General features: G+C 72.6%; 22 protein-coding genes and 1 pseudogene. 10 read left to right on the top strand and 13 right to left on the bottom strand.

The genetic code is table 11. The annotated features are described in order from the left end of the window. Positions 1-4 precede the first annotated feature (4 nt). Positions 5-751, bottom strand: coding sequence for a PAQR family membrane homeostasis protein TrhA (gene trhA, locus AC07B0_RS09105; RefSeq protein ID WP_356880554.1), 747 nt, complete (start codon positions 749-751; stop codon positions 5-7). Between the two features lie 219 nt (positions 752-970). Here trhA and AC07B0_RS09100 point away from each other — a divergent pair, with 219 nt between their 5' ends. Further along, positions 971-2803 (top strand): phosphoenolpyruvate carboxykinase (GTP), encoded by a 1833-nt coding sequence (locus AC07B0_RS09100; protein ID WP_469376551.1) that lies wholly within the window; start codon positions 971-973, stop codon positions 2801-2803. 89 nt (positions 2804-2892) lie between these two features. Here AC07B0_RS09100 and AC07B0_RS09095 read toward each other — a convergent pair whose 3' ends face one another. Genes AC07B0_RS09095 through AC07B0_RS09080 form a run of 4 tightly spaced genes read right to left on the bottom strand, consistent with a single transcriptional unit; the run spans position 2893 to position 7412 of the window. Continuing rightward, positions 2893-3498 carry a hypothetical protein gene (locus AC07B0_RS09095; RefSeq protein WP_356880550.1) on the bottom strand — a complete coding sequence of 202 codons (606 nt, stop codon included), beginning with the start codon at positions 3496-3498 and terminating at the stop codon, positions 2893-2895. After that, on the bottom strand, positions 3485-5131 hold the full coding sequence (locus tag AC07B0_RS09090; protein ID WP_478897424.1) for a substrate-binding and vWA domain-containing protein: 1647 nt from the start codon (positions 5129-5131) through the stop codon (positions 3485-3487). The genes AC07B0_RS09095 and AC07B0_RS09090 overlap by 14 nt, the downstream gene beginning before the upstream one ends. After that, entirely contained in the window at positions 5128-6315 is a 1188-nt protein-coding gene (locus AC07B0_RS09085) for a toxic anion resistance protein (protein ID WP_478897422.1), read from the bottom strand. Before AC07B0_RS09085 ends, AC07B0_RS09090 begins: the two co-directional genes overlap by 4 nt. Beyond that, positions 6312-7412: a hypothetical protein gene (locus AC07B0_RS09080; protein ID WP_356880544.1), complete on the bottom strand. Its 1101-nt coding sequence runs from the start codon at positions 7410-7412 to the stop codon at positions 6312-6314. Before AC07B0_RS09080 ends, AC07B0_RS09085 begins: the two co-directional genes overlap by 4 nt. A gap of 137 nt (positions 7413-7549) precedes the next feature. Here AC07B0_RS09080 and AC07B0_RS09075 point away from each other — a divergent pair, with 137 nt between their 5' ends. Both AC07B0_RS09075 and AC07B0_RS09070 read left to right on the top strand, forming a co-directional pair. After that, complete coding sequence (locus AC07B0_RS09075; protein WP_467290074.1) at positions 7550-7984, top strand: hypothetical protein; 435 nt, start codon at positions 7550-7552, stop codon at positions 7982-7984. A 100-nt stretch (positions 7985-8084) separates the two neighbouring features. Continuing rightward, positions 8085-8552 carry a nuclear transport factor 2 family protein gene (locus tag AC07B0_RS09070; protein ID WP_469376556.1) on the top strand — a complete coding sequence of 156 codons (468 nt, stop codon included), beginning with the start codon at positions 8085-8087 and terminating at the stop codon, positions 8550-8552. A 139-nt stretch (positions 8553-8691) separates the two neighbouring features. Here the strand turns inward: AC07B0_RS09070 and AC07B0_RS09065 are convergent, their stop codons facing one another. Together AC07B0_RS09065 and AC07B0_RS09060 are read right to left on the bottom strand one after the other, a co-directional pair. After that, complete coding sequence (locus tag AC07B0_RS09065) at positions 8692-9084, bottom strand: SCO4983 family protein (protein ID WP_467290078.1); 393 nt, start codon at positions 9082-9084, stop codon at positions 8692-8694. 91 nt (positions 9085-9175) lie between these two features. Then, positions 9176-10387: a pyridoxal phosphate-dependent aminotransferase gene (locus tag AC07B0_RS09060; protein ID WP_356880530.1), complete on the bottom strand. Its 1212-nt coding sequence runs from the start codon at positions 10385-10387 to the stop codon at positions 9176-9178. A gap of 1300 nt (positions 10388-11687) precedes the next feature. Here AC07B0_RS09060 and AC07B0_RS09055 point away from each other — a divergent pair. The 3 genes from AC07B0_RS09055 (at position 11688) to AC07B0_RS09045 (ending at position 13288) form a co-directional block, all read left to right on the top strand. Then, positions 11688-12128 carry an SgcJ/EcaC family oxidoreductase gene (locus AC07B0_RS09055; protein WP_478897420.1) on the top strand — a complete coding sequence of 147 codons (441 nt, stop codon included), beginning with the start codon at positions 11688-11690 and terminating at the stop codon, positions 12126-12128. 27 nt (positions 12129-12155) lie between these two features. After that, positions 12156-12719, top strand: coding sequence for a GNAT family N-acetyltransferase (locus tag AC07B0_RS09050; protein WP_478897418.1), 564 nt, complete (start codon positions 12156-12158; stop codon positions 12717-12719). A 200-nt stretch (positions 12720-12919) separates the two neighbouring features. Further along, the gene (locus AC07B0_RS09045; RefSeq protein WP_478897416.1) at positions 12920-13288 is read left to right on the top strand and encodes a hypothetical protein; all 369 of its coding nucleotides are present in this window, start codon (positions 12920-12922) and stop codon (positions 13286-13288) included. Between the two features lie 40 nt (positions 13289-13328). Here AC07B0_RS09045 and AC07B0_RS09040 read toward each other — a convergent pair whose 3' ends face one another. Further along, positions 13329-13805 (bottom strand): nitroreductase/quinone reductase family protein, encoded by a 477-nt coding sequence (locus tag AC07B0_RS09040; protein ID WP_478897415.1) that lies wholly within the window; start codon positions 13803-13805, stop codon positions 13329-13331. Between the two features lie 108 nt (positions 13806-13913). On the opposite strand from AC07B0_RS09040, the gene AC07B0_RS09035 reads away from it, so the two are divergent. Next, a complete protein-coding gene (locus AC07B0_RS09035; protein ID WP_478897413.1) occupies positions 13914-15038 on the top strand; it encodes a LysR family transcriptional regulator in 1125 nt (374 codons plus the stop codon). Here AC07B0_RS09035 and AC07B0_RS09030 read toward each other — a convergent pair. Both AC07B0_RS09030 and AC07B0_RS09025 read right to left on the bottom strand, forming a co-directional pair. After that, positions 14975-15400, bottom strand: a pseudogene (locus AC07B0_RS09030) (peptidylprolyl isomerase); the annotation flags it as partial. The gene AC07B0_RS09035 and the pseudogene AC07B0_RS09030 sit on opposite strands and share 64 nt — an antisense overlap. A 154-nt stretch (positions 15401-15554) precedes the next feature. After that, on the bottom strand, positions 15555-15740 hold the full coding sequence (locus AC07B0_RS09025; protein ID WP_356872679.1) for a hypothetical protein: 186 nt from the start codon (positions 15738-15740) through the stop codon (positions 15555-15557). A gap of 178 nt (positions 15741-15918) precedes the next feature. On the opposite strand from AC07B0_RS09025, the gene AC07B0_RS09020 reads away from it, so the two are divergent. Then, positions 15919-17277: a carbohydrate-binding protein gene (locus AC07B0_RS09020; protein ID WP_478897411.1), complete on the top strand. Its 1359-nt coding sequence runs from the start codon at positions 15919-15921 to the stop codon at positions 17275-17277. 87 nt (positions 17278-17364) lie between these two features. On the opposite strand, the gene AC07B0_RS09015 is transcribed toward AC07B0_RS09020, so the two are convergent. From AC07B0_RS09015 to AC07B0_RS09005, 3 genes are read right to left on the bottom strand one after another with little or no spacing between them, the layout of a single operon-like run. Continuing rightward, a complete protein-coding gene (locus AC07B0_RS09015; RefSeq protein ID WP_478897409.1) occupies positions 17365-18384 on the bottom strand; it encodes a YdcF family protein in 1020 nt (339 codons plus the stop codon). Positions 18385-18401: 17 nt separating this feature from the next. Beyond that, a complete protein-coding gene (locus tag AC07B0_RS09010; RefSeq protein ID WP_478897407.1) occupies positions 18402-19982 on the bottom strand; it encodes an N-acyl-D-amino-acid deacylase family protein in 1581 nt (526 codons plus the stop codon). A 9-nt stretch (positions 19983-19991) separates the two neighbouring features. Beyond that, positions 19992-21272 (bottom strand): amino acid deaminase, encoded by a 1281-nt coding sequence (locus tag AC07B0_RS09005; RefSeq protein ID WP_478897406.1) that lies wholly within the window; start codon positions 21270-21272, stop codon positions 19992-19994. Between the two features lie 159 nt (positions 21273-21431). Between AC07B0_RS09005 and AC07B0_RS09000 the strand changes: the two genes are divergently transcribed. Both AC07B0_RS09000 and AC07B0_RS08995 read left to right on the top strand, forming a co-directional pair. Next, positions 21432-22193: an IclR family transcriptional regulator gene (locus AC07B0_RS09000; RefSeq protein WP_469376571.1), complete on the top strand. Its 762-nt coding sequence runs from the start codon at positions 21432-21434 to the stop codon at positions 22191-22193. Next, a complete protein-coding gene (locus AC07B0_RS08995; RefSeq protein WP_356872667.1) occupies positions 22190-22600 on the top strand; it encodes a RidA family protein in 411 nt (136 codons plus the stop codon). The genes AC07B0_RS09000 and AC07B0_RS08995 overlap by 4 nt, the downstream gene beginning before the upstream one ends. Positions 22601-22622 lie beyond the last annotated feature (22 nt).

Below are 22622 nucleotides of genomic sequence, written 5' to 3'. Positions count from 1 at the left end.
GGCGTCAGTGCTGGTAGGCGGCCAGGGAGATGCCGACGTAGTGGGCGACGAAGGCGGCCAGGGTCAGCGAGTGGAAGACCTCGTGGAAGCCGAAGAAGCGCGGGGAGGGGTTGGGGCGCTTCATGCCGTAGATGACGCCGCCGACGCTGTAGAGCAGCCCGCCCACGATCACCAGGACGAGGACGGCGATGCCGCCGGTGCGCATGAAGTCCGGGAGGAAGAAGACGGCGGCCCAGCCCATGGCGATGTAGCAGGGGGTGTAGAGCCAGCGCGGGGCGCCGACCCAGAAGACGCGGAAGGCGATGCCGGCCGCGGCCGCGATCCACACCGCCCACAGCAGGGTCCGCCCGGTGGACGGGGGCAGCAGCAGGACGGTGAGCGGGGTGTAGGTGCCCGCGATGATCAGGAAGATGTTGGCGTGGTCGAGGCGGCGCAGGATGGCCTCGCCGCGCGGGCCCCAGGTGCCGCGGTGGTAGACGGCGCTGACGCCGAAGAGCAGGCAGGCCGTGAGGATGTACACCCCGCAGGCGACGCGCGCCTCGGTCGTGTCGGTGAAGGCCATCAGTACGAGGCCCGCGACGATCACGGCGGGGAACATGCCCAGGTGGAGCCAGCCGCGCAGCAGCGGCTTGGCTTCCAGGGCGGACTCGACGGCCTCCGCGGCCTGGGCGACCGGGGAGGCCGTCGAGTCCGGGGCGGCCTTGACGGCCGGAGCGGGCTCGGCGGCCGGGACGGCGGCGTCAGAAGTCATGGCCAACATGCTACCTACGGGTCCGTAGGTTTCCGTCAGTCCTCTTTACGGAAGATTGACGGACGTGGCGATGCTCACGTGAGAGGCCCCCTGGACATATGGGCACATGCACCGGATGATCAGATGAGTGCGGTCGGCACCGGATGAGCGGAGCGCGAAGCGTCCGGGTCGCAGCCCCCACGGGGCAACACCAAACAAACCCCTCAACAAGGAGCAATCGTGGCGCGCGACAACGCGGCTCCCACTTCCATCCCGACGACTCACCAGGAACTGATCTCCTGGGTGGACGAGATCGCCGCCCTGACCCAGCCGGACCGCGTCGTCTGGTGCGACGGGTCCGAGGCCGAGTACGAGCGCCTGTGCGAGGAGCTCGTCACCAAGGGCACGTTCACGAAGCTCGACGAGACCAAGCGCCCGAACTCGTACTACGCCGCCTCCGACCCCTCCGACGTCGCGCGCGTCGAGGACCGGACCTTCATCTGCTCCGAGAAGGAGGAGGACGCGGGCCCGACCAACCACTGGAAGGCCCCGGCGGAGATGAAGGACATCTTCGCGGGCGAACAGGGCATCTTCCGCGGCTCCATGAAGGGCCGCACGATGTACGTCGTCCCCTTCTGCATGGGCCCCCTCGGCTCCGAGCTCTCCGCGATCGGCGTCGAGATCACCGACTCCGCCTACGTCGCCGTCGCCATGCGCACCATGACCCGCATGGGCAAGGCCGTCCTCGACGAACTCGGCACCGACGGCTTCTTCGTCAAGGCCGTCCACACCCTCGGCGCTCCGCTCGCCGAGGGCCAGGAAGACGTGCCGTGGCCCTGCAACACCACCAAGTACATCTCGCACTTCCCCGAGACCCGCGAGATCTGGTCCTACGGCTCCGGCTACGGCGGCAACGCCCTCCTCGGCAAGAAGTGCTACGCCCTGCGCATCGCGTCCGTCATGGCCCGCGACGAGGGCTGGCTCGCCGAGCACATGCTGATCCTCAAGCTCACCCCGCCGCAGGGCGAGGCCGCCGGCCCGAAGTACATCGCCGCCGCCTTCCCCTCCGCCTGCGGCAAGACGAACCTCGCCATGCTGGAGCCCACGATCCCCGGCTGGACCGTCGAGACCGTCGGTGACGACATCGCCTGGATGCGCTTCGGCGAGGACGGCCGCCTCTACGCGATCAACCCCGAGGCCGGCTTCTTCGGCGTCGCCCCCGGCACCGGCGAGCACACCAACGCCAACGCCATGAAGACGATGTACGCCAACACCGTCTTCACCAACGTCGCGCTCACCGACGACGGCGACGTGTGGTGGGAGGGCATGACCGAGGAGTCGCCCGCCCACCTCACCGACTGGAAGGGCAACGACTGGACCCCTGAGTCCCCGACCCCGGCGGCCCACCCCAACGCCCGCTTCGCCGTCCCGGCCTCCCAGTGCCCGACGATCGCCCCCGAGTGGGAGGACCCCAAGGGCGTCCCGATCTCCGCGATCCTCTTCGGCGGCCGCCGCGCCTCCGCCGTCCCGCTGGTCACCGAGTCCTTCGACTGGAACCACGGCGTCTTCATCGGCTCGAACATCGCCTCCGAGAAGACCGCCGCCGCCGAGGGCAAGGTCGGCGAACTGCGCCGCGACCCCTTCGCCATGCTGCCGTTCTGCGGCTACAACATGGGCGACTACATGGCCCACTGGGTGAAGGTCGCCGCCGACAAGGACCAGGCCAAGCTCCCGAAGATCTACTACGTGAACTGGTTCCGCAAGAACGACGCGGGCAAGTTCGTGTGGCCCGGCTTCGGCGAGAACAGCCGCGTCCTGAAGTGGATCGTCGGCCGCCTCGAAGGCACCGCCGAAGGCGTCGAGACCCCCATCGGCATCCTGCCGACCAAGGACTCCCTCGACCTCGACGGCCTGGACCTGCCGGCCGCCGACCTCGACTTCCTCCTCACCGTCGACAAGGAGGTCTGGCGCGAGGAGGCCGCCCTGGTCCCCGAGCACCTGAACACCTACGGCGACCACACCCCGAAGGAACTGTGGGACCAGTACCACGCGCTCGTCGAGCGCCTGGGCTGACCCGCCCGCCCCGCCACTGCCGGGGCCGACGAACGTGGGAGCCCCCGACCAAGCGGTTCCCACCGCTGCACACCGACCCGTCTGGTCTGTCAGGAGCGTCCGCGCTCTTCCAGATAGGTCGTGTGCGTCTGCTGACGGCGGGCCTCTGCTTCGCGGAGGTCCGCCGTCAGGCGTTCCGCCTCGTCGTACAGCACCGACACCTGCCGCTCCAGATGCCGTTCCGGCGGCTCGCCGCCCGCCGCCAGCCGCGTCCACCACCGCGTCCGGCTGTACGTGTCCACGCACTCCGGCACGTCCCCGCGGATCGCCCGCGACAGCGCGTGCACCGCCTCCGGATCACCCGCCAGCACGTCGGTCACCCACCCCGGCGCCAGCAGCGCCCCGTACAGCTCCGTCAGCTCGCCCAGCTTCGCCCCGGCCTCCGCCGGCAGCTCGACCTCCGCCAGGTACTCCCGCAGCCGCCCGAAGTCCTCCCGCAGCACCCCCAGCTGCTCGGCCGGATCCGGGACCGGCGGCAGCGGCACCCGCTCCGGCGGGGCGATCAGGGCCCCCGCCCCGTACAGCCCGGCGACCACCACCGGCCAGTACGCGCCGGCCGCCCCGGCCAGGGCGAGCCCCACCCCCAGCACCCCGCAGGCCGAACCGGCCAGGTTCTTCTTCGACTCCAGGTAGCCGAGGACCCTACTGGTAGCCACGGATCTCCTCGAAGGCACCGTCGAGCGAGCCGTTCCCGTCGGTCGCGTCGAACAGCCGCCCGCCGGTCAGCTCCGTGATGTGGGTCAGTTCCTTGCGGTCCGAGTCGCCGAACAGCACCGCGAAGACCGGCGTGTGCCGCTGGCCTTCCGGAAGCCCGGCGTAGAAGGAGTCGAAGTCCTGCACCTTGTCCCCGCTCTGCCCGTCCGTCATCAGGACGATCGAGGTGAACGCGTCCGCGTTCCCCTGCCCCAGGTGCTGGTACGCGGCCTTCAGACTGCCGTACACGGCCGTGCCCCCCTCCGGCCGGAGGGACGCCACGTCACCGCGGATCGCCTCCAGGGAAGCCCCCGGACCACCCGGCTCGACGACGTGCGTCAACACCTTCTTCACCTTGTCACCGAAGGGCAGCAGCGTCACCTCCTCGCGGTCCCGGAATCTCTCCCCGGTTCCCGAACTACCCGTCCCCGTAAGGTCGGTGAGCGCCGACTTCAGCCGCCCGATCCGGTCACCCTCCGCCATCGACCCCGAGGTGTCCAGTACGTACACCGTCCGCGACGGCCGCCGCAGCTCGTTCTCGTACGAGGCCAGCAGCCCGTCCGCGACCGCCCGCGAACCGGGGAAGGGCAGCTCCCGCCGCACCGAGGCGTCCAGCCCCGCCGCCGGAGCCACCCCGGCCGCCACCGGACGCCGGAACGTCCCCTCGGTGATCGCCTTCTGCGCCCCGGCACCCCGCAGGTACTCCGTCAGCGCCCGGCCCGACTCCCGAGCCCCCTCCGGGGCCGAGGTCAGCAGCGTCAGCGGATAGTGCGCCGTGACCACCCCGTCCTTCGGCCGGATCACCGTCAGCGGCTCCTTGGCCCGGTCGTTCATGGACATCAGCACCGACTCGTAGTTCACCAGCGCGTCCACGTCGTCGCGCTTCCGGTAGGCCGTCACCAGCCAGCCCGAGGAACCCGACGTCAGCTTCTGCCCGTTGAAGAACCCCTTCAGCCGCGGCCGCGCCGCCCGCACGTTCTCCTCCGTCAGCGCCGCCTGCGCCCCCGACAGCCCGGAAGCCACCGACACCAGCGCGGAGAAACCGGAGTTGGAACGCACCGGATCCGTCATCCCGTACGTCAGCTTCCCGGCGGCCACCGCCTCCTCGACCGCCGACCAGGTCACCTCCTGCGGCTTCCACCCCAGCCGGGCCAGCGCCTGCGGCTTCACCCCGACCGCCACCGGCGAGGACATCACCGGCGTCTCGTTGGCGAGCTTCGCGGCCGCCTCCGGCCGCAGCCGCAGGTAGTCGTTGGACGACAGCCAGATCGCGTCGTACCGCCCGTCCGCCTTCCCCGACGCGACCTGCTCGACCGCGTCGAGGGTCCCCGACCAGGTGAACTCCACCGACACCCCGGTCGCGGCCTTCGCCGCCTTCAGCACCGGCTCCATGTCACCGAGCTCACTGGACGCCAGCACCCGCAGCCGGCCCTCCTTGTACTCCGTCCGCTGCGGCCCCCCGGACCCGCCCGGCCCCCCGGAGGAATCCCCGGAGGTACAGGCCGAGGCCCCCAGCAGGGCCGCCGCGAGCGCCACCGCCGCCGCCAGCCGTCCGCGCAGGCGCGCCGCGCGCAGGTGTCCCGCTCGGGGGCTCATCGTTCTCCGCCTTCCAGGGCGCTCGTCGTACGGGTACGGGACAGGTACGCCGACGCCGACCGCAGCTCCCCGGTCAGGGACTCCACCGTCGCGGCCATGTTCTCGGTCGCCTGCACCTTGAAGGAGTCGATCGCGTCGAGCGTCTTGTAGATCTGCGCGAAGGCCGTCCGCAGCGTCTCCGCCCCGACCGCCGGATCCGCCGCGATCCGCTGGATCTCCCCGCTCTGCGTCGCCAGCATCTCCGCGTTGCCCCGGATCAGGTCCTCGGTGGTCCCCCGCAGCGCGTTGACCTGCTCGGTGACCTGGCGCTGGTGGTCCAGCGCCGAAGCCAGCATCACCGCGATCCGCAGCGCCGAGACGGTCGTCGTCGCGGCCCGGTCCACGCCCTTGATCAGCTCGTCGTTGTTGCGCCGCACCACGTCCATCGCCAGATAGCCCTGCGCGCACACCGCCAGCTGGGTCAGCAGGTCCTGGTGCTTCTGCCGCACCGGGAACAGCACGTCCGCCCGCAGCACGTCGGCCGCCTGCGGATCCGTGTGCCCGGCCTCGGCGATCCGCTGCTCGACGGCCGCGTCCAGGGCCTCGGTGAGCACCGCGTACTCCTGGAGCTTGCCCATCGTCTCCCAGAGCCGGGCCCGCTCCGTGTGCAGGGCCGCGTTGTCACGGCGCAGCTCGTCCTGACCGCCGCGCAGCGCCCCGACGATCCGGTTGAGCGTCGCCTGCGAGGAGGCGTACCGGGCCACGTGGTCCCGCAGCCTGTTGCCGCCCGGCAGCCGCGACAGCAGCCGGCGGGCCCCCTTCGCGGGCGCGTCCCGCGGGTCGAGGTCCTCCACGGTGCGGCGCAGCTCCACCAAGGAAGACGCGACCCGGGCCTGGGCGTCGCCGCCGCCGTCCGAACCGAGCGAGCGCACGGCCCGCTCCAGCATCCGGTTCGACTGCTGCGCGGCGCTGCGGACGTCGACGGAGCCGAGGCCGGCGATCTCCCCGATCCGTTGCGCGAACTCGGGGGAGCGGGCGTCGATCGCGGCGAGCGAACCGACGTACTCCCCGGCCCGGCGGGTCATCTCCTCGCGGACGCCGTCCTGCAACGGGACGAGGCCGGCCGCCTGTTCCCGGCGGACGGGGGCGACGGGCCCGGGCGCGGTGAGGACGAGCGGGCCGTTCTCGGGCGGTGTCAGTGTCATGGCGTGTCCCCCTGGCCCTTGGCGCGGGCGGCCAGCGCCATCAGGACCTTGACGGTCGGTGCGCCGACCTGCCGGATGCCGGTCAGCCCCGGGTTGAGGTAGCCGGAGTGCGGCGCGGTCGCCGCGGTGAACTCGGCCACGCCCTCCTGCGGGCGGAAACCGTGGCGCACCGTCAGCCCGCGCAGCTTCGGGTCGGTGGCCAGGAGCGTGCCGAGCTCCCGGGCCCCCTCGCTGATCGGCACGAAGGTGTGCGGGGAGTTGACGGTGGTGTCCGGGTAGAGCACGACCATGTCGGCGGCTCCCCCCACCGCCTGCTTCTGCAGCAGCAGCGAGGCCACCTGCGATTCGTACGCCAGGATCAGCGGTTCGCCGCTGCCGCTGATGAACGCCCGGAAGGGGTCGTCGGTGCTCTGCTCCAGCGCGCCCTGTACGGAGATCAGCTTGCGCAGCAGCGGTGCGGTCCGGGCGATCCCCGCGTCGTCGGCGACCACACTGTTGCCGTTGGCGACGTTGGAGGTGGCGGCGATGAACAGGGCGCCGGAGTTCGAGGTGGCGGGGTCGGTGGTCTTGATGAACACCGTGCCGGTCAGCTCCGCGTGGGCGGCGGAACCGGGCAGCTGCTGCCAGGTCCGGTCCTCACCGGCGGCCTTCAGGTACGGGCCCATCAGGAGCGTGCCGGAGTTCTTCCCGGTCATCTTCGCGAGCCCGTTGTCGGCGAGCACCCGGGCGGCGTCGGCCCGGGCGATGACGACGAGCGGGGAGAAGAAGGGCCGGGTCGTCTGCGCGCCCTTGACCCCGGCCGCGGCCTCGATTTCCTGCGCGGGTTCACTGCTGCTGGGGAAGGCGAAGTCGAATTCCTTGAGGGCGAGTTGGTCCATCGCCCAGGAGCCCGAAGTCTCCGCCTTCACGGTGTAGCCCTTGTCGGCAAGGGCCTTGACGACGTCAGGGTCGCGGAAGAAGTCGGACTTCTCCGATCCGATGACGCCACGCACGGTCTTCGTTGCCGTGCCCTCTGCTTCGCGGCTCCCGATGACGATGACGGCGATCACGCCGCCGATCAGGAGGACCGCCAGAGCGATTCCCAGGATGCGTCTCACGGGTGCAGCGTGCTCGCGGAAACCCACATTCCGCGACGGGTTGAGTGAACGTCGGGTGTCCAGGCGGTCCCACTTCGAAATGCTGTGTGGGCCCGTGGGTGCTGGTGGGCCGGGCGGGGCGGCGGGAGGATCGTCCCATGGGTGCGACGGCATTGAAGTGGCAGGGCTGGCTCGTCGGCCTGGTGGGGCTGGCCGGTCTGCTGGTGTTCGCCCCGCTGGGGCTGTACGTGTGGGCCAGCGGCGGGGACCGGGATCCCGCCGCGCCCCCGCCGGGCCCCGTGGTCCAGGACGTACGGGTCACCGCGTGCCGCGTCGATCCGGTGAGCCGGCGGGTGGTCGGCGTCGTCGAGGTGACGGGCCGCCCGGACGCCGGGCCGGGGAGCTACGTCGTCACGGTGGAGTTCCGCGACCGCGAGGAAGCCGGCGGCCGGGCGGCCCAGGCCCTGGTGAAGATCCCCGGCGTGGCCCCCGGCGCCACGGAACGCGGCGAAGCCCTCGGCCCGGTCTGGCCCCCGGCCACGGTCCCCTGGTGCGGAGTCGCGGCGGCGGAACCCGCCCCGGAGTCCCGCTAGTCCTGCTGGTGCCGCTGGTTCGGCTGGTCCCGTGGGGCCTTGTGACATATTCCGGTTGTCGTCCGGCCCCGGCCGCGCTCCAGGCAGCAGGATCGCGTGCATGGACAGCCAGACCTTGTACACGGAAATCCAGGCCCTGACCGACCGCGCCGAGATCGCCGACCTGTTCGACCGCTATCTCCGTTCCCTCGACGACCGGAAGTTCGACGGGTCGTGGGCGGCGGCGTACTTCACCGAGGACGCCAGCACCGAAACCCCCGCGGGACACGTGCGGGGACGCGAGGCCGTCCTCGACAACGTCCGCACCGCCCTGAGCCTCTTCGACCGGACCGTGCACTTCGGATCCAACTACGTCATCGAGGTGGACGGCGACCGCGCGACCCTGCGCGGCAACCAGCTCAGCACCCACGTACTCGCCGGTGACGGAGGGCTGTTCCTCTCCGGCGGCCGCACGGACAACGAACTGCTGCGCACCGGCGCCGGCTGGCGGCTCCACCGCGCGGACCTGACCATCACCTGGACGCAGGGCAACCCGCCGACCCTCCCGCCCGAACTCACCGCTCCCTGACCCCGCCCCCGGCACACGAAAGACCCGCCCCCCTTCCGGTAACCCCGGAAGGGGGACGGGCCCTGGAAGCGTGCCGCGGCTGGGCCGCGGGGATTCGTGGCGCCCGGTCCGGAGCCTCCGCGGCCCCGGACCGGGGCCGTCAGTGGGCGCCGGCCAGGTCGACGGAGTCGAGGGCGGCGGCGTGCGCGTCCATCTGCTGGGCGGCGAGGATCGCGGCGGCGGTGTCGGCGCGGGACGCGGCGACGACGAGGGCGCGGGCGGCGAGGTCGTGGGCCCGGCGGTGCAGCGCGGCGGTGTCGGCGGCGGGGCCGTGAGCGGCCCGGGTGGGCCGGGACCCGCGCAGCCGGGCCACCTGGTCGGCGATGCGCGCGGCGCTCTCGTCGAGCCCGAGCTCGTCGGTGACGGCGAGCAGCGCGGAGAGGTGTCCGGCCAGCTGCGTGTCGAGGGCTTCGCCGCGACTGCTGTGCGGGTAGTCGGTCCGGTTGCCGCCCATGCGGTGGACGACCGGCTTCGTGCGGATCGGCTCGTACATGAGGAGGCCTCCTGCGTGGTCAGGAGACCATCCTACATTGGATCCCGTCTAAAGTTGAGCTGAATCCGGAACTGTGGTCCCGGGCGGCCCGCTACGGCTGGCCGTACCCGTCCAGGAAGTTCCCGATCCGGGTCACCGCGTCCGCCAGGTCCTTGGCGTTCGGCAGCGTCACGATCCGGAAGTGGTCCGGCTCCGGCCAGTTGAAGCCCGTACCGTGCACGACCATGATCTTCTCGGCCCGGAGCAGGTCCAGGACCATCTGCCGGTCGTCCTTGATCTTGTAGACGGACGGGTCGAGCCGCGGGAAGGCGTACAGCGCGCCCTTCGGCTTCACGCACGTCACGCCCGGGATCTGGGTCAGCAGGTCGTAGGCGACGTTGCGCTGCTCCAGGATCCGCCCGCCCGGCAGGACCAGGTCCTCGATCGACTGCCGGCCGCCGAGGGCGGTGGCCACGGCGTGCTGCGAGGGCATGTTCGCGCACAGGCGCATGTTCGCGAGGATCGTGAGGCCCTCGATGTACGAGGAGGCGTGCTTCTTCGGCCCGCAGACCGCCAGCCAGCCGGACCGGAAGCCGGCGACGCGGTAGTTCTTCGACAGCCCGTTGAAGGTGAGCGTCAGCAGGTCCGGGGCGATGGCGGCCGTGTTGGTGTGCGTGGTGCCGTCGTAGAGGATCCGGTCGTAGATCTCGTCCGAGCAGACGACCAGGTCGTGGCGCCGGGCGATGTCCGTCAGCCCGCGCAGCATCTCGTCGTCGTAGACGGCGCCGGTCGGGTTGTTCGGATTGATGATCACGATCGCGCGGGTGCGGTCGGTGATCTTGCGCTCGATGTCGGCGAGGTCCGGCATCCAGTCGGACTGCTCGTCGCAGCGGTAGTGCACGGCCGTACCGCCGGCCAGCGAGACGGAGGCGGTCCACAGCGGGTAGTCCGGCGCGGGGACCAGCACCTCGTCGCCGTCGTCGAGTAGCGCCTGCATCGACATCTGGATCAGCTCGGAGACGCCGTTGCCGAGGTAGATGTCCTCGACGTCCAGCTCGATGCCCTTGGTCTGGTAGTGCTGCATGACCGCGCGGCGCGCGGAGAGCAGCCCCTTCGCGTCCCCGTAGCCGTGGGCGGTGCCCAGGTTGCGGAGCATGTCCTCAAGGATCTCCGGCGGGCACTCGAAGCCGAAGGCCGCGGGGTTGCCGGTGTTCAGCTTGAGGATGCGATGACCTGCCGCTTCGAGCCGCATCGCCTCTTCGAGGACGGGTCCGCGGATCTCGTAGCAGACATTGGCGAGTTTCGTTGACTGGATCACCTGCATGACGGGAGCTTACGGGGCTCCGCGCCACCCCGCTCTGCCTTTCGAGCGGGACCCGAGGGAGGGAAATGTCCCGTTTCGCGCGATGGGAGGGTGGCAACCCGCTCCACCCTTGGAAACGGCGGCCACGCCGTCGCTACGACCTACGGAATGGGTGGGGCGGGCGGAGCGCCCGAAGGGGGTGTTGCGCTCGTCACGCTGGGGGTGCTGGGAGGGGTCGGGGGTGGGCGGTGCTCCCTTGATGGGGTCGGGTGTGTGTCGGGGGCTGCCCGTCAGTCCACTGTCCTTCCGTTTCGGTCCGGTCCCTCAAGGGCGCTCCCTGCGGTCGCGTCGCTTCGCGATGGCCTTCGGCCACCCTTGACCGACCGGCCCGAAACGAAATGCCAAAGACTGCCGGGAAGCCCCCGAAGGAGGGCAGGGGGGAGCTCAAGCCTCAAGGGTTCCGTCAGCGATGAGACGACGGGCCGGGGGCCGCCCGACCGGGCACACGGCCCCCTCGCGCCCCCTTCCGGGACCACAACCACTCCTTACCCACCCGAAATGACGACCACATCAGCCTGGGGCGCCGTCAGGCGCATCTGATCGCTACGCGCTCCTCTCGGCTTAGCGTCCGGCGACCGTCTGGGGCTGGACATAGGCCGCCCACACGCCCCACCCATGGCCCTTGACGTGCGGCTTCCGCCCGCCTGCACTCCTGCGACGCCAACCCCCGGCAGAAAAGACCCCAGACTGCCCGTGAAAGTGACCACGGCCGGTCGTCGGCCGCTGAGACGACACCGGGCCCAGATGCCTCCTGCGGCCTATGTCCAGCCCCAGACGGGCCGCTGCCGCTGAGCCGAGAGGAGCGCGTAGCGATCTGACGCGCGTCTGACTGCATCCCAGGACGTTCTGGTCGTCATTTCGGGTGGGTAGGCGGCGGTCTGGTCCCGGAAGGGGCCGCGAGGGGGCCGTGTGCCCGGTCGGGCGGCCCCCGGCCCCTCGGCTCTTCGCTGGCGGAACCTTTGGGCAGTCGGTCCCCCCTGCCCTCCTTCGGGGGCTTCCCGGCAGTCTTTGGCATTTCGTTTCGGGCCGGTCGGTCAAGGGTGGCCGAAGGCCATCGCGAAGCGACGCGAACGAAGTGAGCGCCCTTGAGGGACCGGACCGAAACGGAAGGACAGTGGACTGACGGGCAGCCCCCGACACACACCCGACCCCATCGAGTGGGTACCGCCCACCCCCGACCCCGACCGCCCGACACCCCCCGCCCCACCCCCGCCCCACTGAGGCTTGACCTCAACTCGGGTTGAGGTATGAGTATTTCGGCATGACGACGGAATCCCAGCCCCAGTCCCAGTCCCAGCCCCACCCCCAGACCACGTCGCACGCGGCGGACATGGAAGCGATCCACCGGCTCGTCGCCACCGTCGAGCGTTCCCAGCGGAACAAGGACCCCGAGGAGTTCCTCGCCCTCTTCCACCCGGAGGCGATCTGGACGACCGCCCACGGCAAGGTCCTCATCGGGTTCGACGCCATCGCGGAGTTCACCCGCAAGGTCCTCCCCGACGCGAGCTGGGACGGTGAGGTCACCTACGAGGTCGCCCACGTGCTCTTCATCCGTCCCGACGTCGCGGCCGTCAAGGTCAGGCAGGTCTACCGGTCGCCGGAGGGCGAGAGCAAGGGCGCCCCGCTGTACGTGATCTCCAAGCAGGACGACGGCCGCTGGCTGCTCACCGCCTGCCAGAACACGGGTGTCGTCGCCGACTAGCCCCGGCGGCGGTGGGAGCATCGGCCCATGCGCTACCGATACGCCACCGAGGCCGACGCGCCCGCCATGGCCGCGCTCTTCGCGGCCAACCACCACGACGCCCTGACGCCGGAGCAGCGCTCCCGTCAGGGCTTTGTGCAGGGGGCCTTCGGCGTCGGGGCCCTGCGGGCCATGGCCCGGGGCGGGGAGCTCCTCGTGGCGGACGACGGCGACGGGGACGCGGCGGTCGTGGGGCTGCTGGCCCTCTCGGTGGCCGGGGACCTGCCCGACCCGCCGGCTGCGGTCCTGGGGCTGCTCCGGGCCCAGGACGTGCTCCTGTGGGAGGGCCGTCCGCTGCGCGAGGTGCGGTGGCTGCTCTACGGGCCGGTCGTCGTCGATGCCGCCCACCGCGGGCGCGGGGTGGCCCGGGGGCTGTTCACGATGGCCGTCGCGGCGGCGGCGGAGCGTGCCGAGGCGGTGGTGGCGTTCATCGAGGCGGGCAACGTCCCGTCCTGGAAGGTGCACGTCGACGGGTTCGGCATGACCCCGCTGGGCGACTACGTCGCGGAGGGCCGCACCTACAGCGCGGTGGCCGCCGCGACCGGGGTGTAGGGCGCCGTCCGGTCCGGCGCCGTTCGCGTGCCCGGCCGGGGCGGCATGAGGTGACGCGCGGCCGGGGTCCTGCCCGAACGGGTGATGGTGCGCGGCGCGCCGTGCCCGGTGGTCGTGGCGGATCGATTCTCCTCGGCGGGCGCTCCTAGGGTCGGGCCCGCAACACCTCTTGATCATCTTCGGAAGGGACCCACCCCGTCATGAAGCTCCGCAGCACCGTCGCCGCCGCCCTCGGCGCCCTCACCCTGGTCCTCGCGCTGCCCGGCTCGGCCGTCGCGGCCACGGGCGAGTTCTCGTACAAGTACGTCACCGACCTCGGACACGAGGAGGTCATCGTCCTGACCGACCCGCACAGCGGCAAGTGCATCAACCTCCGTGCCGTCGGCGACGACAAGCTGCTCCCGGGCTACGCCCCGCACAACCGGACCGACACCCCCGTGGTCGTCTACCGCGGCGCGAGCTGCACGGGTGCCGAGTGGCGGCTGCGGGCGAACGGCAACCCCACCCGCGACGACCTCCTCGTGCGCTCCGTGCGCTTCGAGGACCCGAGCACCGCGCAGGCGTCCTAGCCGACGCCCTCGGCAGCCCTGGCCGCCGCGCTCGGCAGCCCTAGCCGACGCCCCCGGCGCCCCCGTCGCGCTCGACGATCACCAGCGGCAACTCGCGCGGCCACGCCGTCGCCTGGTGGTCGTCGAAGAGCGGCCACAGGGCCGTCATCGCCTCCCAGTACGTCTCCCGTTCCGCCCGGTCCGCCGTGCGCGCCCGGCCGGGGAAGACGGCCGGGCCCACCTGGAGGCGGACCTCCGGGTGGGCGGTGAGGTTCAGGTACCAGGCGGGATGGCGCGGTCCGCCCGAGGCGGCGGCCACGAGGAGGTGGCGGCCCGCGTCCGTCCCGTAGATCAGCGGGGTGCGCACCGTCCGCCCGGTGGCGCGGTCGAGGGTGGTCAGCAGGAGGGTCGGGACCCCGTGCCACAACTGGCCGTCGGCGCCGCCGCTGGTCACGTAGGTGCGGACGTGGTCGAGGCGCGGGCCGGGGCGCGGGTCGGTGGGGTGGTCCCAGTCGACGGCGACGGTGACGCTGTGCATTTTTCCTGACCTCCGTAGGGCGGCCCCCGGACGGCTAACGAGCCTCCCTCGATTCTGGATGCGGCAGACCCGTAGCGCATGCGCACAGGTCTGGACCAAGCTCGGAGCATGGATCTGGAGCTGAGACACCTCAAGATCGTCCGGGCCGTCGCCGACGCCGGGAGCCTGACCCGCGCCGCCACCGTGCTCGGACTCGCGCAGCCCGCGCTGAGCGCCCAGCTCAAGCGGATCGAGCGGGCGCTGGGCGGCGCGCTCTTCGTGCGCGGGCGCGACGGCGTACGGGCCACCGCGCTCGGCGAGCTGGTGCTGGAGCGGGCCCGGGTGGTGCTGCCCGCGGTGTGCGAGCTCCAGGAGGAAGCGGTGCGCTTCGCCCGGCAGGGGGCGGCCGGCTACCGGCTCGGGGGGACGCACGGGCCGCTGCTCGGCGGGCTCGTCGACCGGATCGCCCGGCAGGAGCCCGGGGTCTCCGTGACCACGTACACCTCCTGGTCGGAGCGCGAGGTCGCGGGCGGCGTCGCCGCCGGGCGGCTGGACTTCGCGCTGGTGGGGGTGTGCGGGGAGAGCCCGCCGCCCGAGCCGGGGCGGCTCGCCTGGATGGAGGTGGCCCGGGATCCGGTGCACGTGATGCTGGCCGAGGACCACCCCCTCGCCCACCGGGCCGAGATCGAGCTGGCGGAACTGGCCGCCGAGGCCTGGACCGACGTACCGGGCGACGGCTGCTTCGGGGACTGCTTCGCGGCGGCGTGCGTGCGCGCCGGGTTCGCGCCCGCCTGCGTGTACGAGACGGACACCGCTTCGTGCGTGCACCTCGTCCAGGTCGGGCGGGCCGTCGGCCTGTGCCGGGCGACGTTCCCGGTGACCCCCGGGGTGCTGACCAGGCCGCTCGCCGGGAGCCCGCTCGTGTGGCGGCACCTGCTGGGCTGGCATCCGGCCGCGCCCGCGGCGGTCCGGGCCCCGGCCGTCCTGGAGCAGGCCCGGGCGGCGCACGCGGACGCCCTGGCCCGGTCGGCGGCGGCAGCGGCAGCGCCCCCGGTCAGGGCCCCCGCCGCGGGCGCCCCGGTCAGGGCCCCCGCCGCGGGCGCCGCCGTCACGGCTCAGCCCAGCAGCGCGGCCTTCTCGATCACGACCGGGACCAGCGGGACGTCCCCGTGCCCGCCGGCGCGGCCGGTGCGCACCCCGGCGATCGAGTCGACCACGTCCTGGCCCTCCGTGACCACGCCGAAGACGGCGTAGCCGTAGCCGCCCGGGGTGGCGGAGGTGTGGTCCAGCGCCGGATTGTCGGCGGTGTTGACGAAGAACTGCGAGGTCGCCGAGTGCGGAACGCTCGTACGGGCCATCGCGACCGAGTACCGGGTGTTCTTCAGGCCGTTGTCGGCCTCGTTGCGGACGGGCTCGCGGGTCGGCTTCTGCCGCATGTCCGCGGTGAAGCCGCCGCCCTGGTTCATGAAGCCGGGGATCACCCGGTGGAAGACCGTGCCGTCGTAGTGGCCGCTCTCCACGTAGGCGAGGAAGTTCGCGACCGAGGCCGGGGCCTGCTGCTCGTAGAGGTCGATGACGATGGCGCCGAGGCTGGTGGTCAGCTTCACCTGAGGCATGCGGGTCGGGTCCCTTCTGGGGCTGGAACGTGCCACACAGCATCGCAGAGGGTGACGAACAGGCCACGGCCCGGGGTGTCCGCCCCGGGCCGTGGACCACAGCAGCGTCATCGGCCGCCCGACCGGTGCTCCGGCTTAGGCCGAAAGAGGCGACCTAGGGCAGGTAGCGCTCGATGACCTGCGGACCCTCCTTCTCGATCATCTGGCGCGCCTTCTCGACCCGCTCCGGAGTCGGGTCGTGGCCGGTCGCCATCACAAGGTCCTCAGGGTCGTAAGGCCGCTCACCGCCGGTGAAGAGCTTGTCCGACCGGGTGGGCTGCTGGTCCGATTCACTGTCCATCGCGTACCCCTTCCACTGCCCCCTTGGCCCCCATCCTCCGGCGGCCGGCCCAAGAACGCACCTCGGCCGGACGCCCGGCCCGGCCATACCACCGGGGGAGGGGCCAACCGACGGCTCCCGTACGCCGGTTCGGATTCCTACGGTGTCGAACACCCCCACCGAACCGAGGAGATCCCCCATGCTCAAGCGACACGCCCGCGCGGCGTGTACCGCCCTGGCCGCCGCCGGGCTGCTGCTGGCCGGCACCGGCGGAGCCACCGCCGCGGACGCGCCGCAGCCCCCCGCCGCCGCCTCGGCCGCGGAAACCCTGCGCACCGCCGACGCCCAGCCCGAACTGCTCGCCGCCATGCAGCGCGATCTCGGCCTGACCCCCACGCAGGCCCGGACGCGGCTCGCCCACGAGGCCGAAGCCGGGGCCACCGCCGCCCGGCTCCGGGCCCGGCTCGGCTCCGCCTTCGCCGGAGCCTGGCTCGACGGGGCCGACGCGGGCACCCTGACCGTCGCCACCACCCGCGCCGCCGACACCGCCGCGATACGCGCCGCCGGCGCCGAGGCGAAGCTCGTGGGCCGCTCGCTGGCCGACCTGGACGCCGCGAAGGCCGCGCTGGACCGGGCCGCCACCGCCGAGACCCCGGTGCGCTACGTCGACACCCGCACCAACACCGTCGTCGTCGAGGAGACCCGGCCGGGCGCGGCCGCGCGGCTGCTCGCGGCCACCGGTACCGCCGCGGCGCCGGTCAGGGTCGTCGCTATCGCCGAGGCTCCGCGCCCGCTGTACGACCTGCGGGGCGGGGACGCGTACTACATGAACGGCAGCGGCCGCTGCTCCGTCGGTTTCCCGGTCACCAAGGGCACCACCCAGGGCTTCGCGACGGCCGGCCACTGCGGCCGGGCCGGGACCACGACGAGCGGCTTCAACCAGGTCGCGCAGGGCTCGTTCCAGGCGTCCGTGTTCCCCGGCAATGACATGGCCTGGGTCGCCGCGAACAGCAGCTGGACGGCGACCCCGTTCGTCAAGGGCAGTGGCGGGGCGAACGTCCAGGTCACCGGCTCGGTGTTGCAGCCCGTCGGCTCCTCCGTCTGCCGCTCCGGCTCGACCACCGGCTGGCACTGCGGGACCGTCCAGCAGCACAACACCAGCGTCACCTACCCGGAGGGCACGATCTCGGGCGTGACCCGGACGACGGTCTGCGCCGAGCCCGGCGACTCGGGCGGCTCCTACATCTCCGGCAGCCAGGCCCAGGGCGTGACCTCGGGCGGCTCCGGGAACTGCTCCAGCGGCGGGACCACCTTCTTCCAGCCGCTGAACCCGATCCTGTCGGCGTACGGCCTCACCCTCAAGGTCAGCGGCAGCGACCCGGGCCCCGGCCCCGGCCCCGGCGAGCCCGAGCCGGGCGGTACCTGGAAGGCCGGCGCCGTGTACGCGACCGGCGCCACCGTCACCTACGGCGGCGCGAGCTACCGCTGCCTCCAGGGCCACCAGGCCCAGACGGGCTGGGAGCCGCCCGCGGTCCCGGCGCTCTGGCAGCGGCTGTAGCCGCCCCCGCGCGACCCGCGTGAACAGGAGGTGCCGTGACTGCCGAGGGGGGAGTCACGGCACCTCCGCACGCCCGCCCCCGTGCCGTCAGACGGTCAGGGCCGCCGTCACGGTGGCCGCGGCGCCGACGGCGACCAGCGCCCCGCAGATCCCCAGGTTCACGGCCCGGTGCTCCCAGAACACGGCGACGAACTCGCGCAGCGTGGCGGTCGGCAGGAAGTAGCGGGCCGTCGGCGACCCCAGCACCTGCCCGTTGACCCCGGCCTTGCGGGCCATCATCGCGGCGCGGAAGGCGTGGAAGTTGTTGGTGACGACCACGCACCGGTACCTGGGGTCGTCCGCCTCCATGATCTCCCGGCTGAACAGCATGTTCTCCTCGGTCGTCCGCGAGCGGTCCTCCAGCCGGACGTGCTCGGGCGCGACGCCCTCCGCGATCAGCCAGTCCGCCATCGCGCGCGCCTCGGAGACCTTCTCGTCGGAGCCCTTGCCGCCGGAGACGAGCAGCACCGGCGGCCGTCCGCCGCGCGCCACCTGGGCCTCGTGGATCTGCTGCCCCTTGCGCAGGCGCGAGGCCAGCAGCGGCGGCACCCGGTCCCCGCCGATCAGGCCCGAACCCAGCATCACCACGTGGTCGACGTCGCCGCGCACCTTGATCCGGCCGTAGAGGAAGGCGTAGCCGAGGAAGGACAGGAAGACGAAGGTGACGTACCCGACGACCAGCGCCAGGGTCCCCACCGCCCCGGCGAGCACCGCGGATCCGGAACGCCCCACGACGACGAGCAGCGCGATCATCGCGAAGATCCCGAGGCCGGCGAGCAGCGACAGGAGGTTCGGCAGCCGGGTGCCCTCCCTGCGGACCATCGTCACGCCGTTGGCGACGAGGAAGACCCCGGCGGCCACGAGGCCGAGGGTGGGCACCGCGAAGACCAGCAGCAGGGCGACGGGGGCCAGCCAGCCCGGCAGCGTCGCGACCTTGAGGAGCAGGGCGAAGGAGAAGGCGATGCCGGTCAGTCCGAGCAGTACGGCGTTGCGGAAACGGCGGCGGTCCCTCCGGGCGCTTATGCACAGGACGAGGAAGAGCAGGGCGGCGGGGGCGAAGGCGACCATGGCGCCCATCGTAGGTGTCAGCCGCGAACGGCCGTACGGCGTACGGAACGCCCGGCCAGGACCTGGGTCCTGCGGCCGTCCCGCATGACGAAGCGTCCGTCGACCAGGACGTGCGGGATGCCGGTGGGCAGCGCCCGCGGCTGCTCGAATGTGGAGCCGGCCGCGACCGTGTCCGGGTCGAAGAGCACCAGGTCGGCGCGGTACCCCACGCGCACCAGGCCCCGGTCGGGCAGCCGCAGCCGGGCCGCGGGGCGGCCGGAGAGGTGGGCGACGCACTCCTCCAGGCCGAGCACGCCCAGTTCGCGGACGTACCGGCCGAGGTAGTGCGGGAAGGTGCCGTAGGCGCGGGGGTGGGGCTTGGCCCCCTGGAGGATGCCGTCGGAGCCGCCGGTGTGGACGCGGTGGCGCATGATCGCCCGGACGTTGTCCTCGTGGCCGACATGCTGGAGGACGGTCGGCGCGAGCCGGTCCCGCAGGAGCAGTGCGCGGGCGGTGTCCCAGCCGTCGAGGCGGGTGCCGACGTGTCCGGCGAGGGCCGGGTCGGTGACGCCCGAGATCTCGATCGTGGACCAGTCGACGGGGACGCCGTGGCAGCCGTCCGATCCCTCCACCTCCATTGCGTGGCGGATCCGTCCGGCCTCGGCGTCGTCGCGCAGCCGGGTGAGGACGGCCTGCGGGCCGCCCTCGCCCGCCCAGCTGGGCAGGAGCGCGACGAGGGTGGTGCAGCCCGGGGTGTACGGGTACGTGTCGAGGGTGATGTCGGCGCCGTCGGCGAGCGCCGCGTCCAGCAGGGCCAGGAGTTCGGGGGCGCGGCCCTCGTTCTCGCCGAAGTTCATCGTGGCGTGCGCGAGGTGCAGGGCGCAGCCGGCCCGCCGGGTGAGTTCGACCATCTCGGCGTAGGCGGCGAGGGCGCCGTGGCCGTAGCTGCGGTGGTGGGGGCAGTAGTAGCCGCCGTACGAGGCCACGACCCGGCACAGTTCGGTCAGTTCGGAGCCGGAGGCGTACATGCCGGGGGTGTAGGTGAGGCCGGAGGACATGCCGACGGCGCCCTGGGCGAGGCCGTCGGCGACGAGCTGCCGCATCCGGTCGAGTTCGGCGGGGGTGGCGGGCCGGTCGTCCCAGCCGACGGCGTACGCGCGGACCGTGCCCTGGGGGACGAGGTAGGCGGCGTTCACGGCGCAGCCCTGCCCGCCGTGGGCCCGGTCGAGGCGGTCGAGGTAGCCGCCGACGGTGTGCCAGTCGAAGTCGACGTCGTCGCCGGGGCCGTTCCAGCCGGCGATGGCGGCCCGTACCCCGGCCAGGGTGCGGTCGTCGGCGGGCGCGTACGAGAGGCCGTCCTGGCCGAGGACTTCTAGGGTCACGCCCTGGGCGGCCTTCGCGCTGTGGTCCGGGTCGCGGAGCAGCGCGAGGTCGCTGTGGGCGTGCATGTCGACGAAGCCGGGGGCCAGGACGAGGCCGTGGGCGTCGAGGGTGTGCCGTCCGCCGCCGGGGATCCGGCCGATCTCGGCGATCCGCCCCTCGTGCACGCCGACGTCCGCGGTGTACGAGGGGCCGCCCGTGCCGTCGGCGACGCGGGCGCCCCGGATGACCAGGTCCACGGCCGCCGCCTAGAAGAAGGTGCGGACGTAGTCGGTGACCGTTCCGTCGGCCTGCACGACCGGGATCAGTGGCCACTTCTCGAAGATGGTGCAGGGGTGGGACATGCCGAGCGCCACCCAGTCGCCGACCTGTACGTCTTCGGCCGAGTCGGTCTCCAGCCAGGTGTGCTGGTCGGAGAGCTTGACGACGCGTACCCCGGTCGCGGGCCGCTCCTCGCCGGTGAGGGCGTCGCGGACCAGCTCGGCCTCGGGCAGGCCGAGGTCGTAGGCGACGTCGCGCTTGCCGGCGTTCACGAAGGCCTGGGTGGGGGTGGGGCGGGAGACGACCTGGGTCCACAGCCGGAAGGCGGGGCGCAGGCCGCCTTCCTCCGGGATCCGGTTGAAGGGGGTCAGGCGGGTGTACCAGCCGTGGTCGTGGGAGACGTACGCGCCGGAGCGCAGCAGCTTCAGGACGGGCCGGGAGAGCTCCGGCAGTTCGGCGAACACGTCGGCGACGGCGTCGAACCAGGCGGAGCCGCCCGCGCTGACGACGATCTCCTCGACGTCGGGGGAGTAGCGCCCGGCCTTGTCGAACTCGACGGCGAGGGAGGTGAGGCGGCGCAGGTAGGCGTGGACGCTCGAAGGGTCGGCGCCGGGCACCTCGGCCTCGTAGCCGGCGATGCCGACGAGGCGCAGGGCGTCGGCGTCGGCGACGGCGTCGGCGACGGCGCGGCAGTCCTCGTCGGTACGGGCGCCGGTGCGGGCGCCTTCGCCGGCGCCGAGTTCGACGACGACGTCGATGACGGACGGCTGGCCGCGCAGGGCCCGGTCCATGAGCTGGACGCCGCGCACGGAGTCGACGTAGCAGACGAACCGGAACGCGGGGTCGGCGGCGAGTTCGGCGGCGACCCAGCGCAGGGCGGCGGGGTCGACGAGCTCGTTGGCGAGGAAGATCCGCTGGATGCCGAAGGCGCGGTAGACGCGGGCCTGGTGGGGGACGGCGGCGGTGATGCCCCAGGCGCCGTGTTCCAGCTGGCGCCGGAAGAGCTGCGGGGACATACAGGTCTTGCCGTGCGGGGCGAAGGCGAGGTGGTGGCGGCTCGAGTACGCCCCGAGTGCGGTGAGGTTGTGTTCCAGCGCGTCCGCGTCGAGGGTGAGCACGGGCGTGGTGAACCCGCCGGTGTACAGGTCGCGGGCCTCGGCGGCGAGGGCGCCGACGGTCAGGCCGGCGTGCTCGGCGTCCGGGGGGAGGCCCTTGAACCGGTGGTCGACCGGTTCGTCGGCGAGGGCCTGGACGGGGTCGCTGGGCATGTGCGGGTGCCTCCCGGAGCTGTTGCGCGTACCGCAACGGTCGTTGCGTATGCCGCTGCATGCTGTCTAACATCCCGGATGACGGCGGGTCAACGGGCGGAGCCCGGTGCGCCGCCGGAGCCGGTCATCCCGCAGACGGACGGTAGGAGAGGACACGGCGTGAGCCAGTCGGTGGAGCGGGCGCTGCAGATCCTGCCGGCCCTCGCGAAGGGCCCCGCCGGGCTCGGGGACGTGGCCGACGGGCTCGGCGTGCACAAGAGCACCGCGCTGCGGCTGCTGCGGACCCTGCACGCGCACGGCTTCGTGTACCGGCAGCCGGACGGCCGCTACCGGCTCGGCGCGGGCCTGTTCGCGCTGGCCGCCGAGGCGGTGGAGAACCTGGACGTGCGCGAGGTCGCGCACCCGCACCTGGTCGAGCTGAACCGGCTCACCGGGCACACGGTCCACCTGGCGCTGCACCAGGACGACGAGGTCGTCTACATCGACAAGGTCGACAGCCGCTACCCGGTGCGGATGTACTCCCGCATCGGCCGGCCCGTCCCGCTGACCGTGGCCGCCGTCGCGAAGGTGATCCTCGCCGACCTGCCGGAGGCCGACCGGCGGAGCCTGGCCGCGCGCATCGAATACCCCCGCTACACCGCCCGCTCGACCGCGGACGCGGAGGCGTTCCTGACCGAGCTGGCCCTCGTGCGCCGGCAGGGCTGGGCCGCCGACCTGGGCGGTCACGAGGAGGCGCTCAACTGCGTGGGCGCGCCCGTGCGCGGCCCGGGCGGGCGGGTCGTCGCCGCGATGTCCGTCTCGGCGCCCGGCGTGGTCGCGGGCCCCGACGAACTGCTCGAACTGCTGCCCCTGGTACGCCGTACCGCCGACACCATCAGCCGGGAGTACTCCGGCTCCGAACCCAGCAAGGACGCCTCGTGACCGAGAAGACCGCCGTCACCCCCGGTACCCACACCGCGCCGCCCGCGAAGTTCTCGCACGGCGTGCGCAAGGGCAACATCCTCCAGGTAGCCGGCCAGGTCGGTTTCCTGCCGCACGTCGAGGGCCGGGCGCCCACCCCGGCGGGCCCGACGCTGCGCGAGCAGACCCTCCAGACGCTGGAGAACGTCCGGTCCGTGCTGGAGGCGGGCGGCGCGGAATGGGACGACGTGATGATGATCCGCGTGTACCTGACGGACACGGGCCACTTCGCCGAGATGAACGAGATCTACAACGCGTACTTCGAGGAGCAGGGCCTCAAGGAGGCCCCGGCCGCCCGCACCACGGTCTACGTGGGCCTGCCGGCCGGGCTGCTGGTCGAGATCGACGCCCTCGCCGTCCTGGGCTGAGCGCGCCGAGGGGGCGCCCCCC

Source organism: Streptomyces sp. NPDC044704, assembly GCF_056433525.1.
This window is presented reverse-complemented; position numbering and strand designations above follow the sequence as displayed.